Here is a 15,462-nt window from a genome sequence, read left to right as displayed (position 1 = left end):
CTTGCCCGTATTATCTTTCGCTATTTAGTGGGAAGAATTACTCTTCACCACCTAATAGATCAGCATTCAGTGCATCAGTTAATGCTTGAGTTGCCTCTTCAGCACTTACTGTTTGCTCTTCAACTGGAAGCTCAGCTTGCTTACGACGATTCATACGATCTTGGTGATACGCAAAACCTGTACCGGCTGGGATCAGACGGCCCACGATTACGTTCTCTTTCAAGCCTCGTAGTTCATCGCTCTTACCATTTACTGCTGCTTCCGTAAGAACACGAGTTGTTTCTTGGAATGATGCTGCAGAAATGAAAGATTCTGTTGCAAGAGACGCTTTAGTAATACCCATCAGCTGAATTTCATACTTAGCTGGGATCTTACCTTGCTTCTCTAAGTCACGGTTTGCAATGCTAACGCGTGCCACTTCAACTTGTTCACCTGCTAAGAACTCAGTATCACCACCATCTAGGATGATGCACTTACGTAGCATTTGGCGAATGATCGTTTCGATGTGCTTATCGTTAATCTTTACACCCTGTAAGCGGTAAACTTCTTGTACTTCGTTAACGATGTAGTTAGATACATCAGTTACACCACGAAGACGAAGGATATCGTGCGGAGACTCTGGACCATCGGCGATAACTTCACCTTTAGAAACCATTTCACCTTCGAACACGTTAAGCTGACGCCATTTCGGGATCATCTCTTCGTATGCATCACCCTCTTCTGGTGTGATAACAAGACGTTTCTTGCCTTTTGTCTCTTTACCGAAGCTCACAACACCTGTGATTTCTGCAAGGATTGCAGGATCTTTTGGCTTACGCGCTTCGAATAAGTCAGCAACTCGAGGTAGACCACCCGTGATATCACGAGTCTTCGAACCTTCTTGCGGAATACGCGCTAGAACCTGACCAGGTGCCGCTGTTGCGCCATCTGTGATTTCAATCGTTGTGAATGAAGGTAGACGGATCTCTTGAAGACCACGTTCTTCGTTCTCAATAATTAGCTTAGGTTCTTTCGCATTAACCTTAGATAGGTCTTTAACAACAACACGTGTTAAACCTGTAAGGTCATCAGTCTGTGCTTCTGTGTTGCTATCATCAATGTCAGAGAACGACACTTTTGATTCATGCTCAAGAATGATTGGGTGACTGTGCGGATCCCATGTTGCAACGATATCGTTACCTTTAACTTCTGCACCATCTTGTACAGAAAGTACAGCACCGTAAGGTACCTTATAGCGCTCTTTCTCACGACCGTGATCATCAATGATTGTGATCTCAGTTGAACGTGAAGTGATAACAATCTTACCGTCAGTGTTTAATACATATTTTGCATTATGTAACTTCAGGCTACCGTTATTCTTAACTTGTACGCTGTTTTCTGCTGACGCTCTTGATGCAGCACCACCGATGTGGAATGTACGCATCGTAAGCTGTGTACCCGGCTCACCGATTGACTGAGCGGCGATAACACCTACTGATTCACCTGCGTTGATGATATGACCACGTGCTAGGTCACGACCATAACATTTAGCACATACACCGTAATCGTTATCACATGTGATAACTGAACGTACACGTACTTCGTCCACTGAGTGCTCTTCTAGAAGGTCACACAGTTTTTCGTCAAGCATGATGTTACGCTCAACAAGTACTTCTTCAGTACCTGGCTTTAAGATGTCTTCAGCAACAACACGACCTAATACACGCTCGCGAAGTGGCTCAACAACGTCACCACCTTCGATTAGCGGCTTCATTGTTAGACCGTCTAACGTGCCACAATCGTCGTTTGTGATAACTAAGTCTTGTGCAACGTCTACTAGACGACGAGTTAGGTAACCCGAGTTCGCTGTCTTAAGTGCCGTATCGGCTAGACCTTTACGCGCACCGTGCGTCGAGATGAAGTACTGTAGTACGTTCAGACCTTCACGGAAGTTCGCCGTGATTGGTGTTTCGATGATTGAACCATCTGGACGTGCCATTAGACCACGCATACCCGCTAACTGACGGATCTGAGCAGCACTACCACGTGCGCCTGAGTCGGCCATCATGAATACCGAGTTGAAAGAAGGTTGCTCTTCTTCTTCACCCTGTGCATTCACAACTGTATCTTTTGATAAGTTCGCCATCATTTCACGTGAAAGGTTTTCGTTAACACGTGACCAGATATCGATTACTTTGTTGTACTTTTCACCCGCAGTTACAAGACCTGATTGGAACTGTTGGTTAATTTCAGATACTTCCGCTTCAGCCGCTTCAATGATGCCTGCTTTCGTCGGTGGGATTACCATATCGTTAATACCGATAGATACACCTGACTTCATCGCGTAGTGGAAACCTGTGTACATCACTTGGTCAGCAAACACAACTGTGTCTTTAAGACCTAGGCGACGGTAACACTCATTTAGAAGTGCAGAAATTTGCTTCTTACCTAATGCACGGTTGATAAGCTCAAATGGTAAGCCTTCAGGTGTGCTTAGAGAAAGGATTGCACGACCAACAGTTGTGTCTATAACAGAAGTCTGTTGTGAACGCTCACCAGTCTCTTCGTCGATAACAGTTTCTGTAATACGAACTTTAACGCGAGCATGAAGTTCAGCAACACCTGTACGGTATGCTTTTTCAGCTTCTTTCGCATCTTTAAATACAATGCCTTCACCTTTGGCATTGATGCGATCACGCGTCATGTAGTAAAGACCTAATACAACGTCCTGTGATGGAACGATAATAGGCTCACCGTTCGCTGGTGATAAAATGTTGTTCGTTGACATCATTAGGGCACGTGCTTCTAGCTGTGCTTCTAATGTTAACGGTACGTGTACCGCCATTTGGTCACCATCGAAGTCAGCGTTATACGCCGCACACACTAGTGGGTGTAGGTGGATTGCTTTACCTTCGATTAGTACTGGTTCAAACGCTTGAATACCAAGACGGTGAAGTGTTGGTGCACGGTTAAGTAGAACTGGGTGCTCACGGATCACTTCGTCTAGTACGTCCCATACCTCTGGTACTTCACGCTCAACCATCTTCTTCGCAGCTTTGATGGTTGTTGCCATGCCACGGCGCTCTAGCTTACCGTAGATGAATGGCTTGAATAGCTCAAGTGCCATCTTCTTAGGAAGACCACACTGGTGAAGTTTAAGCGTAGGACCAACTGTGATTACAGAACGGCCTGAGTAGTCAACACGCTTACCTAGAAGGTTTTGACGGAAACGACCTTGCTTACCTTTGATCATGTCTGCAAGCGACTTAAGTGGACGCTTGTTAGAACCTGTGATCGCACGACCGCGACGACCATTATCAAGTAGCGCATCAACCGCTTCTTGTAACATACGCTTTTCGTTACGTACGATGATGTCTGGTGCAGCTAAGTCAAGAAGACGCTTAAGACGGTTGTTACGGTTAATAACACGACGATAAAGGTCGTTCAGATCAGACGTTGCAAAACGACCGCCATCTAGTGGTACTAGAGGACGAAGATCTGGTGGAAGAACCGGAAGCACGCTCATAATCATCCACTCAGGGTTGTTACCTGATTGGTGGAAAGATTCCATCAGCTTAAGACGCTTAGTGATCTTCTTACGCTTGGTTTCAGAGTTGATTGTTGGTAACTCTTCACGCATTTCTGCGATAAGCTGACCTAGGTCTAGTTCTTTAAGTAGATCAAGTACAGCTTCTGCACCCATCTTAGCTTCGAACTCATCACCGTGCTCTTCAAGTGCATCTAGGTACTCTTCTTCGCCTAATAGCTGACCGCGCTCTAGCGTAGTCATACCTGGCTCAGTTACTACGAATGATTCGAAGTAAAGTACGCGCTCGATGTCACGAAGTGTCATATCTAGCATTAGGCCGATACGAGACGGTAATGACTTAAGGAACCAAATGTGTGCAACTGGGCTAGCTAGCTCAATGTGACCCATACGGTCACGACGTACTTTAGTTAAAGTAACTTCTACGCCACACTTTTCACAAATAACACCACGGTGCTTTAAGCGCTTATATTTACCACATAAACACTCATAATCTTTTACTGGGCCGAAAATACGGGCACAGAATAAGCCGTCACGCTCAGGCTTGAACGTACGATAGTTAATTGTCTCAGGCTTTTTAACTTCACCGTAAGACCAAGAACGTACCATGTCTGGTGAAGCAAGACCGATGCGGATCGCATCAAATTCTTCGGTCTTATTTTGTTGCTTCAAAAACTTAAGTAAGTCTTTCACCTTAGCTCTCCTGTCGGAGTTAATCTCGAGGGCAAGCAATGCTTGCCCCTACATTCTTTCAGTCCGGGGAGCCGCAGCTTAGCTGCGGCTGTCGGATTAATTTTCTTCCAACTCGATGTTGATACCTAGTGAGCGGATTTCTTTCAACAATACGTTGAATGACTCTGGCATACCTGGTTCCATCTTGTGGTTACCATCAACGATGTTCTTATACATCTTAGTACGACCATTTACGTCATCTGACTTAACTGTCAGCATCTCTTGAAGTGTATAGGCAGCACCGTATGCTTCTAATGCCCATACCTCCATCTCACCGAATCTCTGACCACCGAACTGTGCCTTACCACCCAGCGGCTGCTGAGTTACTAGGCTGTAAGAACCAGTAGAACGCGCGTGCATCTTGTCGTCTACTAAGTGGTTTAGTTTCAGCATATACATGTAACCAACGGTTACTTGACGCTCAAACGCATCACCAGTACGACCATCATATAGCGTTACCTGACCGCTACGTGGGTAACCACCTAGCTCAAGAAGGTCTTTAATCTCTGATTCACGAGCACCATCGAATGCTGGAGTCGCGATAGGTAGACCACCTTTCAGGTTGTTCGCAAGACGACGAACTTCATCATCAGAGAAGCTAGCAATATCAACTTTCTGACGGCAATCACCTACTGCGTAAGCTTTTGCAATGAAATCGCGCATTTCGTGAATTTCACGCTGCTCTTTCATCATCTCTTCTAGCGTTTCACCGATACCACGTGCAGCCAGACCCATGTGTGTTTCTAAGATCTGACCGATGTTCATACGAGATGGTACACCCAGCGGGTTAAGTACGATATCTACTGTACGACCTTTATCATCGTATGGCATATCTTCTACTGGTACGATTGTCGAGATAACACCTTTGTTACCGTGACGACCAGCCATCTTATCACCCGGTTGGATACGACGTTTAACAGCTAGGTATACTTTAACAATCTTAAGTACGCCTGGTGCTAAGTCATCACCTTGAGTGATCTTGCGACGTTTGTTTTCAAACTTCTTGTCGTACTCAGCTTTAAGCTCATCGTACTGTGCAGCTAGTTGCTCAAGATCAGCTTGTTGCTGTTCATCAGCAAGGCTCTGAGTTAGTAGCTTGTCAGTGCTTAATTCAGCTACTTTCTCTTCACTTAGACCCGCTTGTACTAGTAATGTACGTACGCGTGTTAAGATACCGCCTTCAAGGATTCTGAACTCTTCGTTAAAGTCTTTCTTCGCTTCACGAAGCTGCATTTCTTCAACTTCTAACGCACGCTTGTCTTTTTCAACGCCGTCACGAGTGAATACTTGTACGTCAATGACAGTACCAGTTACAGAGTTTGGTACGCGTAGTGAGCTGTCTTTAACATCAGATGCTTTTTCACCGAAGATAGCACGTAGTAGCTTTTCTTCAGGAGTAAGTTGCGTTTCGCCTTTAGGTGTTACTTTACCTACAAGGATGTCGCCACCTTTTACTTCTGCACCGATGTAAACAACACCAGACTCATCCAGTTTACCAAGTGCAGACTCACCTACATTTGGAATATCAGCTGTGATCTCTTCAGGACCAAGCTTAGTATCACGTGCGATACACTGAAGTTCTTGGATGTGGATTGTTGTTAGACGATCTTCTTTTACAACGTTCTCAGATAGTAAGATTGAATCCTCGAAGTTATAACCATTCCATGGCATGAATGCCACGCGAAGGTTTTGACCTAGTGCTAAGTCACCTAAGTCAGTCGAAGGACCATCTGCTAATACGTCACCACGTACAACCGGCTCACCAACCATACAGGTAGGTTTCTGGTTGATACACGTGTTTTGGTTAGAACGTGTATATTTAGTTAAGTTGTAAATGTCGATACCCGCTTCACCTGGGATGCGCTCTTCTTCATTTACGTTAACTACGATACGGCTTGCGTCAGCATATTTAACAACACCGCCACGCTTAGCAACGATTGTTACACCAGAATCTTTTGCTAGTGTACGCTCGATACCTGTACCTACTAACGGCTTATCAGCGCGTAGTGTTGGTACTGCTTGACGTTGCATGTTCGATCCCATTAGTGCACGGTTAGCATCATCGTGTTCTAGGAATGGGATTAGTGCTGCTGCAACTGAGATAACCTGTTGAGGTGATACGTCCATATATTGGATGTCATCACGACCCATAAATGTCGATTCACCTTTGTGACGACATGGGATTAACTCATCAATAAATTCATTGCTGTCGTTCAGGTTCGTGTTCGCCTGTGCGATTACGAATTGGCCTTCTTCGATAGCTGATAGGTAATCAACTTCATCGCTTACTACACCATCAACAACTTTACGATATGGTGTTTCTAAGAAACCATAATCGTTAGTACGTGCGTATGTAGAAAGTGAGTTGATTAGACCGATGTTTGGACCTTCAGGTGTTTCGATAGGACAAACACGACCGTAGTGTGTTACGTGTACGTCTCGAACTTCGAAGCCTGCACGTTCACGTGTAAGACCACCCGGACCTAATGCAGAAATACGACGCTTGTGCGTTACTTCTGAAAGCGGGTTGTTTTGGTCCATGAACTGTGACAGCTGTGAAGAACCAAAGAATTCTTTAACTGCTGCTGAAATAGGTTTTGCGTTGATTAGGTCTTGAGGCATTACATTGTCAAGATCACCTAAGCTTAAACGCTCACGAACAGCACGTTCAACACGAACTAAACCAACACGGAATTGGTTTTCAGCCATTTCACCTACAGAACGGATACGACGGTTACCTAGGTGGTCGATATCGTCCACTTCGCCTTTACCGTTACGAATATCGATCAATACTTTCATTACTGAAACGATGTCTTCTTTGCTCAGTGTACCTGGGCCTGTATCTGAATCATAACCTACACGGCTATTGAACTTCATACGACCTACAGTTGATAGGTCATAACGCTCTTCAGTGAAGAATAAATTTTCGAATAAAGCTTCTGCAGCGTCTTTCGTTGGTGGCTCACCAGGGCGCATCATACGGTAGATTTCTACAAGCGCTTCTAAACGGTTTGTAGAAGAATCGATACGTAGTGTATCTGAAATGTATGCACCACTGTCTACATCATTGATGTAAAGTGTGTCGATTTGTGCGTGACCTGCTTTAACAAGCTCAGCCATTAGCTCTAGTGAAAGTTCAGCATTCGCTTCTGCGATGATTTCACCAGTCGACTCATCGATGTAGTTTTTAGCTACTACACGACCAATGATGTACTCGTGTGGTACTTCAAGTTGTGTAATTTCTTTCTTTTCAAGAGTCTTGATATGACGAGCAGTAACACGACGACCGGCTTCAACGATCACGTCACCGTCTTTGTCTTTAATATCAAATGCAGCTGTTTCACCACGGAGACGTGAAGGAACAAGCTCCATTAATACTTTACCGTTAGCAACTTCGAACGTTGTCGTTTCGAAGAACATTGCTAAGATCTCTTCAGATGTAAACTCTAAAGCACGTAGAATAATAGACGCCGGTAACTTACGACGGCGGTCGATACGTACATAAAGGTTATCTTTTACATCAAATTCAAAGTCTAACCATGAACCACGGTAAGGAATAACACGTGCGTTATAAAGTACTTTACCTGAAGAGTGTGACTTACCACGGTCGTTATCAAAGAATACACCAGGTGAACGGTGTAGCTGAGAAACGATAACACGCTCTGTACCATTGATTACAAAAGTACCGGTATCGGTCATGAGCGGGATTTCGCCCATGTAAACTTCTTGCTCTTTAATGTCTTTAACTGTGCCTGGTGCTTCTTTATCCATTAGCACAAGACGTAATTTCACGCGAAGTGGAGCAGAATAAGTCACGCCGCGAATTTGACATTCTTTTACATCGAATACTGGCTCGCCAATACGGTAACTTACGTATTGGAGCTCAGAATTACCCGAGTAGCTTTTAATAGGGAAAACAGAGCGGAATGCAGCTTCCAGTCCATAGTCGCCTACAGCGTCAGGATTCAAGAATTTTTTGAACGATTCTAACTGTGTAGACAGTAAGAAAGGTATATCCAAAACTTGTGGACGTTTACCAAAATCCTTACGGATACGTTTCTTTTCAGAATAAGAGTAAGCCATGGGGTTCCTCAGCTTGCTGATCTTTGACCCAACCTGTTCTTGTAAGAACAGCATTACTGGCATCTAAGCCATGATAACAACATCTCATTGTTGCACTAAATGCCACTGCTATTAGCAAAAACTTAAGTTATTGAAATAAAAGTGAAATTTAGAGTTTTTTGCGTCTAGTAAATATGATCATACTAGAGCGCAAAAGGGCCGGTGATTAAATAATCACCAGCCCTTGCCTGATTGCTCAGGCAGCGAACCTAGCCGTAGCTAGATTACTTGATCTCAACTTCAGCACCAGCTTCTTCAAGATCTTTCTTAAGTGCTTCAGCTTCTTCTTTAGAAACAGCTTCTTTGATTGGCGCAGGAGCAGACTCAACAAGAGCTTTTGCTTCTTTAAGGCCAAGACCAGTTGCACCACGTACAGCTTTGATAGCAGCAACTTTGTTACCGCCAGCAGCAGCTAGGATTACGTCGAACTCAGTCTTTTCTTCAGCAGCTTCAGCTGGACCAGCAGCAACAACAGCAGCAGCTGCAGTTACGCCGAACTTTTCTTCCATTGCTTCAACTAGTTCAACAACTTCCATTACTGACATTTCAGCAATCGCGTCAAGGATTTGGTCTTTAGTTACAGACATTGTAAATTTCCTAATTAATTACGAACCCATGAGGTTCAAAAAAATTTTTAAATGAGAAAGTGAATATAGGCTTAAAATTAAGCAGCTTCTTCTTCTTTCTTAACGCGAACTGCTTCAATTGTTTTACACAATTTGCCAGCAGACGCTTCTTTCATAGCGCTCATTAAGCGTGCAACAGCTTCGTCGTAAGTAGGTAGCTTAGCAAGCATATCTACGTCAACGATATTGCCTTCGAATGCAGCAGACTTAAGCTCGAATAGCTCATTCTTTTTCGCGAAATCTGAGAAGATACGCGCAGCAGCACCAGGGTGCTCTGAAGAGAAAGCGATTAGGCTTGGGCCTACTAGAGACTCGTTAAGACACTCATAATCAGTACCTTCAACAGCACGTTTAGCTAGGGTGTTACGAACAACCTTCATCCAAACGCCTGCTTCACGAGCTTCTTTACGAAGAGCAGTGATAGCATCAACTGTCACACCACGAGAATCTGCAACTACTGCAGATAGAGCACCTTTGGCAACTTCATTAACTTCAGCAACAATTGCTTTCTTGTCTTGAAGGTTTAAAGCCATGGGTGTTACTCCTGGTTAATTAAAAACCTAATGGTTTTCAGTTCTACTCTTACCTCAACAAAATTGCTGAGGTGCTTTTTACGGCGAGAGCCAGAAGATTAGGAAAATCTAGCTGGGATTCACACCGTCTACGTAGGAATTATTAAGGCTTTCACCACCTACGGTCTTGGACGGAAACGCAATTTATCGTTTGATTGTAGACCAACTGGTTAACAATACACGAAATTATGCGCTTCAACCCGAATTCTTTACTTCGTTAGAGAACACATTCTCAACGAAATGGCGCAAAATTATAGTTCAAATTTTACGCCATGTAAATGCTAATTTCTAAATTACGCTACTTGCGTGTTTAGAGTAGCTTGGTCAACAGCAACACCTGCGCCCATAGTTGTTGAGATGCTTACTTTCTTCAAGTAAGTACCTTTCGCTTGAGAAGGCTTAGCCTTCTTAAGTGCAACAAGTAGTGCTTCAAGGTTTTGTTGTAGCTGTTCAGCAGTGAAGTCAACTTTACCGATAGTCGTGTGAACGATACCGTTCTTGTCGTTACGGTAACGAACCTGACCAGCTTTAGCATTTTTAACTGCTTCTGCAACGTTAGGTGTTACAGTACCAGTTTTAGGGTTAGGCATAAGACCACGTGGACCTAGGATTTGACCTAGTTGACCAACAACGCGCATTGCATCTGGAGAAGCAACAACAACGTCAAAGTTCATTTCGCCTTTCTTAACTTGCTCAGCAAGCTCTTCCATACCTACTAAATCAGCACCCGCTTCTTTAGCAGCTTCAGCGTTTGCGCCAGCTGTGAATACAGCAACGCGAACTTCACGGCCAGTACCGTTTGGAAGTACAGTTGCACCACGAACGTTTTGGTCAGATTTACGTGCATCGATACCAAGGTTAACAGCAACGTCAACACTTTCAGTGAATTTAGCAGTAGCTAGTTCTTTAAGAAGAGCAACAGCTTCGTTGATTTCGTACTCTTTAGTTACGTCAACTTTTTCGCGGATTACGCGCATACGCTTAGTTAATTTAGCCATTCTCAATTACCCTTCTACATTCAAGCCCATTGCACGTGCAGAACCTGCAATCGTGCGTACAGCTGCATCCATATCAGCAGCAGTAAGATCAGGACGTTTAGTCTCAACGATCTCTTCTAGTTGAGCACGTGTTACTGTACCAACTTTTTCTGTGTTAGGACGGCCAGAACCAGACTTGATACCAGCTGCTTTCTTAAGAAGGTAAGAAGCAGGTGGAGTTTTCATGTCGAAAGTGAATGAACGGTCGTTGTAAACAGAGATGATTACAGGAACCGGAGCGCCTTTCTCGATAGACTCTGTACGTGCGTTGAACGCTTTACAGAATTCCATGATGTTTACACCGTGTTGACCTAGTGCAGGACCTACTGGAGGACTAGGATTAGCCATACCAGCAGCAACTTGTAGCTTGATTAGAGCTTCAACTTTCTTTGCCATTTTAAATAACCTCGTTAGTTGGGTCTTTGCCTTGTGCGCGCGAGGACGCGTACTCAAGCGGCTTCCCAAATTAAAAAAATCTGTGCTTTTGCTATACCAGATAACAAAAGGCCGCTGATTATAGATTAACCAGCGGCCTTTTTCAATCTCTTCGAAAAGAAATTATTTGTCTTTTTCTACTTGACCAAATTCTAGGTCAACAGGTGTAGAACGACCGAAGATAAGAACAGACACTTTTAAGCGGCTCTTCTCATAATCAACCTCTTCAACTACACCACTGAAGTATGCAAATGGACCATCGTTTACACGTACCACTTCACCCACTTCAAATAGTGTTGCTGGCTTAGGCGCTTCAGCATTTTCTTGAATACGGTTAAGAATACGATCAGCTTCTTTTTTGCTGATTGGTGCTGGACGATCAGACGTACCACCAATGAAGCCCATTACACGTGGCGTGCTGTTTACTAAGTGCCAGCTTGCATCGTTCATGTCCATTTCAACTAGAACATAACCTGGGAAGAACTTACGCTCAGATTTGCGCTTTTGACCAGCACGCATTTCAACTACTTCTTCAGTAGGGACTAGTACTTCACCAAAGCTATCTTCTAAGCCTTCGATCTTAATGTGCTCAATAATTGTTTGAGCAACGCGCTTTTCGAAACCCGAAAACGCTTGAATTACGTACCAGCGTAATTTCTTTTCTTTGTTCTCATCCGACATGGGATCAGATCTCCAATCCAGTTAAAAAGCCAACAATACGGAATAAAATGCCGTCTAAACCCCAAAGGATTAACGCCATTACCACTGTTGCTAGCATTACGATAAAAGTTGTATGCGTTGTTTCTTGACGCGTTGGCCAAACAACCTTGCGTACTTCAATTCTAGACTCTTTTGCAAAAGCAATAAAAGTACGACCTTTTTCAGTAGTTGCCAGTAGACCTAAAGCGGCTGCTACTGCAACAACAACACCTACCGCACGCACTAACACAGATAGGTCAGCGTACATGTAATTACCTACCACTGCACCTAATAGCAATGCAATTGATACTAGCCACTTAACCGTATCCATCGAGTTTGACGGAGTTTCTACATTCGTGCTCATAAAAAATTTACCTTAAATACAGACACAACGACCCTGCATATGGCAGGGTAAATCCATTAATCCAAATCTACAAATAAGCGAGAGGTTCATTGAACGGCCACATTATTTTAGGTTTAGACTAGCTGTATGAATTGGCAGGGGCGGCAGGACTCGAACCCGCAACCATCGGTTTTGGAGACCGCTGTTCTACCAATTGGAACTACGCCCCTGCAAAGTGGATGCCCATTATACTGACGAACAAAGCGAAAACAAGAGTAAAAGATGCGCAAATTTTAATTTTGTCAAATCTTGCGACAATCTCACGCCAACAATGGTTATAAATCAAGCAAAAATACTCGCGCATTTTAACGATTATGCCAACTGTAACAGCTCTCCATGATGAAAATCACACAATAACCAGATCTGCTCAAATGGATGGATATCAGGAAAGCTTAATTGTGCCTGCACGTTTTTAAAATCATTGTAGTGCCAAATCGGGCTGGCGTTACGGATCAACAACCATGTCCGCTCTGACTGATATTTTTTCTTGGCTTTTTGATTCAATAACCGTCCTAATGCCACTTTGAGTTGCTGTTCAGACGGTTCTTGCGACATCACAGCTAACTCCCGTTGCATAGATAACGAGAGTGGTCTACCAAGAACTGCCATGGCCTCGGTTTCACTGGCATACAAATGCGCAACTTCAATGTCGAGTTTTTGACCGCCTTGATAACAGCTGACATCAGGTTTTCGGGGTTCATTATGCCAAATATGGCGCATAGGGGTGCCATACGCCTTTTCGTAACATCTTAAAAATAACTTAGCAGCTTCATGCTCAAGTTCTATTTTTTCTTGCTCGCTATATCTATGCATCTAAAATGTTATGAATATCTTTTAATAAGCCTGATGCGCCGAATCTGAATTGCGATGGCGTCAAACTACTACATTCAAGTTTTTGTTCAGCAAGTCGTAAGTAAGCACTCGCATCATTCACTGTTCTTACTCCTCCAGCAGCTTTAAAGCCCACTTCTCGTCCTGACGCTTTAATTGCATCAAGCATAATTTCAGTTGTTTCTAAAGTGGCATTAACAGGCACTTTGCCGGTACTTGTTTTAATAAAGTCTGCACCCGCTTCTATCGCTAAGGTACTTGCTTTTCGAATAAGCTCAGGCGCTTTTAGCTCACCACTTTCTATGATCACTTTTAAACAAGCCCCATACTGAGCGCATAGCTGCTTGCTTTTTTGCACATACAACTTAGCATTCTTTAGCTCGCCCTGTATCACTTCTCTATATGGGATTACTAAATCAATTTCGTCAGCCCCGTCTAATAAAGCTTGTTTTGTTTCATTAAGCACCGAGTCTAATGACTGTTCGCCACCATAAAAATTTGTCACTGTTGCAACTTTTACAGACTGCCAGTTTCTTCGTCTCAGTTCTTTTTTTACTAAATCAACAAATCGAGAATAAACGCAAATGGCAGCTGGTAGACCTATCTCAGGACGTACACTATCAAGCAATGCTAATATAGATTGCTCTGTATCGTTTTCATTTAAGGATGTGAGGTCCATTAAGGACAATGCTTGTGCTGCATCTTGTTGTATTGTCATTGTGCTTTCCCGTGTATGTGTAAGTCATTCACCATAGTTAAGTGAATGTATTGCCTCAATCCTAGGGCATTTGTCCGCTAAAGACTCTGCTCAAAATCAAATTTATCTGTTTAGCATATCTCATAACCAAACATAATAAGCTAAATTATACAGCTAAAACTTAGCTCAAGGGCTTGTAAATAAAGCCTTAAACCAAATTAAACCACCTACTATAACTTTTAGTTATATAGACTAGGTTTTAATTATTTTTTCCTGTTTCAAAGCCGCTATATTCTGCTGCTCTGTGATGTTCTGCACGATAAAAATAGCAGAATGTGAATATAATTAAGGGGCAAATGGTGCAGTACTTACCAATCTTTACCAAACTTGATAACAAACCGGTGCTGGTTGTCGGCGGCGGTGATGTTGCTCTTCGTAAGGCGCGTGCGTTTTTAAAAGCACGTGCGGATGTAACGATTGTGGCCCCTGAATTCTGCCAAGAGTTACTCGAAGCCGAGCAAGATGGCGAAGTTACGTTAATTAAAGACTATTTTAATGAGTCACATCTTGCAGGCAAAATGCTTGTTATTGCGGCTACTGATGTTGAGTCTGTTAATAACACCGTATTTGAATTGGCAAACCAGCATAATATTTTCGTCAACGTGGTAGACGACCAGCCTAAGTGCTCATTTATTTTCCCGTCTATTGTTGACCGTGATCCAATCACCATCGCAATTTCAAGTGCAGGCACTGCACCAGTCTTAGCTAGACGTTTGCGAGAGAAGTTAGAAACCCTTATTCCTCAGCACATTGGCCCATTAGCAACCTTAGTAGGTAGCTTCAGAGATAAAGTGAAGGCACGCTTTAAACATTTTGCCGATCGCCGCCAGTTTTGGGAAAGCGTGTTCGATTCAAGTGTGGTGAGTAAAGTACAGGTAGGCGATACCGAGGCTGCGACCGAACAGCTACACGAAATGCTCGACGCTAAAGCTGAGCCAGAAGGCGAAGTATATGTGATTGGTGCAGGTCCTGGTGATCCTGAGCTACTAACACTTAAAGCGTTACAGCTTATGCAACAAGCTGATGTTGTGGTGTATGACTACCTCGTCTCTGATGAGATTATGGATTTAGTACGTCGCGATGCAGATTTAATTTGTGTCGGTAAACGCCTTAACTACCACAGTGTTAAGCAAGAAGACACCAATCAAATGTTGGTCGACCTTGCGAAACAAGGCAAAAAGGTTTGCCGTATTAAAGGTGGTGATCCATTTATTTACGGCCGTGGTGGGGAAGAAGTACAAGTACTGAAAGCCCATGATGTACGTTATCAAATCGTACCGGGCATTACTGCCGCAGCTGGCTGTAGTGCTTATGCAGGTATTCCTTTGACGCACAGAGATCATGCACAAGCGATTCAGTTTGTGACGGGTCACTGTAAAAAAGACGGCCAAGAACTAGATTGGCAAGGGCTTGCTAAGCCTAACCAAACATTGGCAATTTATATGGGTGTGATCAAATCACCGCATATTCAGGCTAAATTACTTGAACACGGCCGCAGTGCTAATACTCCAGTTGCAATCGTTGAAAATGGTACCCGTAAGAATCAACGCGTTGTTAGAACCGAATTAGGTCAATTGGCCGAACAAATTGAGGCACATGAGATTGTCTCACCAGCACTACTGATCATCGGAGAAGTAGCTGCTTTACATGAAGAGTTAGCTTGGTTTGGGCAAAGTGCACAGATCAGCAGTTTTGCTCAGCCACTGACCGATGTGGCGTAAC

At 43.6% G+C, this 15,462-nt stretch carries 11 protein-coding genes and 1 tRNA gene; 1 reads left to right on the top strand and 11 read right to left on the bottom strand.

Annotation, left to right across the window (positions count from 1 at the left end):
• Positions 1-37: 37 nt before the first annotated feature.
• From rpoC to deoC, 11 genes are all read right to left on the bottom strand, one after another.
• Positions 38-4,219 carry a DNA-directed RNA polymerase subunit beta' gene (gene rpoC / locus PP2015_RS01035; protein ID WP_058028513.1) on the bottom strand — a complete coding sequence of 1,394 codons (4,182 nt, stop codon included), beginning with the start codon at positions 4,217-4,219 and terminating at the stop codon, positions 38-40.
• A gap of 96 nt (positions 4,220-4,315) precedes the next feature.
• Positions 4,316-8,341, bottom strand: coding sequence for a DNA-directed RNA polymerase subunit beta (gene rpoB, locus PP2015_RS01030; RefSeq protein WP_058028512.1), 4,026 nt, complete (start codon positions 8,339-8,341; stop codon positions 4,316-4,318).
• Between the two features lie 263 nt (positions 8,342-8,604).
• Complete coding sequence (gene rplL, locus PP2015_RS01025) at positions 8,605-8,967, bottom strand: 50S ribosomal protein L7/L12 (RefSeq protein ID WP_058028511.1); 363 nt, start codon at positions 8,965-8,967, stop codon at positions 8,605-8,607.
• 77 nt (positions 8,968-9,044) lie between these two features.
• Positions 9,045-9,539 carry a 50S ribosomal protein L10 gene (rplJ, locus tag PP2015_RS01020; RefSeq protein WP_058028510.1) on the bottom strand — a complete coding sequence of 165 codons (495 nt, stop codon included), beginning with the start codon at positions 9,537-9,539 and terminating at the stop codon, positions 9,045-9,047.
• Positions 9,540-9,871: 332 nt separating this feature from the next.
• The gene (gene rplA / locus PP2015_RS01015) at positions 9,872-10,576 is read right to left on the bottom strand and encodes a 50S ribosomal protein L1 (RefSeq protein WP_058028509.1); all 705 of its coding nucleotides are present in this window, start codon (positions 10,574-10,576) and stop codon (positions 9,872-9,874) included.
• 6 nt (positions 10,577-10,582) lie between these two features.
• Entirely contained in the window at positions 10,583-11,011 is a 429-nt protein-coding gene (gene rplK, locus PP2015_RS01010; RefSeq protein ID WP_010387320.1) for a 50S ribosomal protein L11, read from the bottom strand.
• Positions 11,012-11,173: 162 nt separating this feature from the next.
• Positions 11,174-11,731, bottom strand: a complete 558-nt coding sequence (gene nusG / locus PP2015_RS01005; RefSeq protein ID WP_058028508.1) for a transcription termination/antitermination protein NusG — start codon at positions 11,729-11,731, stop codon at positions 11,174-11,176.
• A gap of 4 nt (positions 11,732-11,735) precedes the next feature.
• The gene (gene secE / locus PP2015_RS01000) at positions 11,736-12,113 is read right to left on the bottom strand and encodes a preprotein translocase subunit SecE (RefSeq protein WP_058028507.1); all 378 of its coding nucleotides are present in this window, start codon (positions 12,111-12,113) and stop codon (positions 11,736-11,738) included.
• Between the two features lie 132 nt (positions 12,114-12,245).
• A tRNA-Trp gene (locus tag PP2015_RS00995) sits at positions 12,246-12,322 on the bottom strand.
• Between the two features lie 142 nt (positions 12,323-12,464).
• Positions 12,465-12,965 carry a hypothetical protein gene (locus tag PP2015_RS00990; protein ID WP_058028506.1) on the bottom strand — a complete coding sequence of 167 codons (501 nt, stop codon included), beginning with the start codon at positions 12,963-12,965 and terminating at the stop codon, positions 12,465-12,467.
• A complete protein-coding gene (deoC, locus tag PP2015_RS00985) occupies positions 12,958-13,701 on the bottom strand; it encodes a deoxyribose-phosphate aldolase (protein WP_058028505.1) in 744 nt (247 codons plus the stop codon). The genes PP2015_RS00990 and deoC overlap by 8 nt, the downstream gene beginning before the upstream one ends.
• Positions 13,702-14,039: 338 nt before the next feature.
• On the opposite strand from deoC, the gene cysG reads away from it, so the two are divergent.
• Positions 14,040-15,461, top strand: a complete 1,422-nt coding sequence (gene cysG / locus PP2015_RS00980) for a siroheme synthase CysG (protein WP_058031503.1) — start codon at positions 14,040-14,042, stop codon at positions 15,459-15,461.
• Position 15,462: the final 1 nt, after the last annotated feature.

The organism is Pseudoalteromonas phenolica, from assembly GCF_001444405.1.
GTDB lineage: Bacteria > Pseudomonadota > Gammaproteobacteria > Enterobacterales > Alteromonadaceae > Pseudoalteromonas > Pseudoalteromonas phenolica.
Note: the sequence above shows the minus strand (reverse complement) of the source record. Positions and strands in the feature narration are given on the sequence as shown.

Coding starts and splice junctions, on each gene's coding strand:
- rpoB (WP_058028512.1), bottom strand. CDS start 8,341: ATGGCTTACTCTTATTCTGAAAAGAAACGTATCCGTAAGGATTTTGGT.
- rplL (WP_058028511.1), bottom strand. CDS start 8,967: ATGTCTGTAACTAAAGACCAAATCCTTGACGCGATTGCTGAAATGTCA.
- rplJ (WP_058028510.1), bottom strand. CDS start 9,539: ATGGCTTTAAACCTTCAAGACAAGAAAGCAATTGTTGCTGAAGTTAAT.
- rplA (WP_058028509.1), bottom strand. CDS start 10,576: ATGGCTAAATTAACTAAGCGTATGCGCGTAATCCGCGAAAAAGTTGAC.
- rplK (WP_010387320.1), bottom strand. CDS start 11,011: ATGGCAAAGAAAGTTGAAGCTCTAATCAAGCTACAAGTTGCTGCTGGT.
- nusG (WP_058028508.1), bottom strand. CDS start 11,731: ATGTCGGATGAGAACAAAGAAAAGAAATTACGCTGGTACGTAATTCAA.
- secE (WP_058028507.1), bottom strand. CDS start 12,113: ATGAGCACGAATGTAGAAACTCCGTCAAACTCGATGGATACGGTTAAG.
- PP2015_RS00990 (WP_058028506.1), bottom strand. CDS start 12,965: ATGCATAGATATAGCGAGCAAGAAAAAATAGAACTTGAGCATGAAGCT.
- deoC (WP_058028505.1), bottom strand. CDS start 13,701: ATGACAATACAACAAGATGCAGCACAAGCATTGTCCTTAATGGACCTC.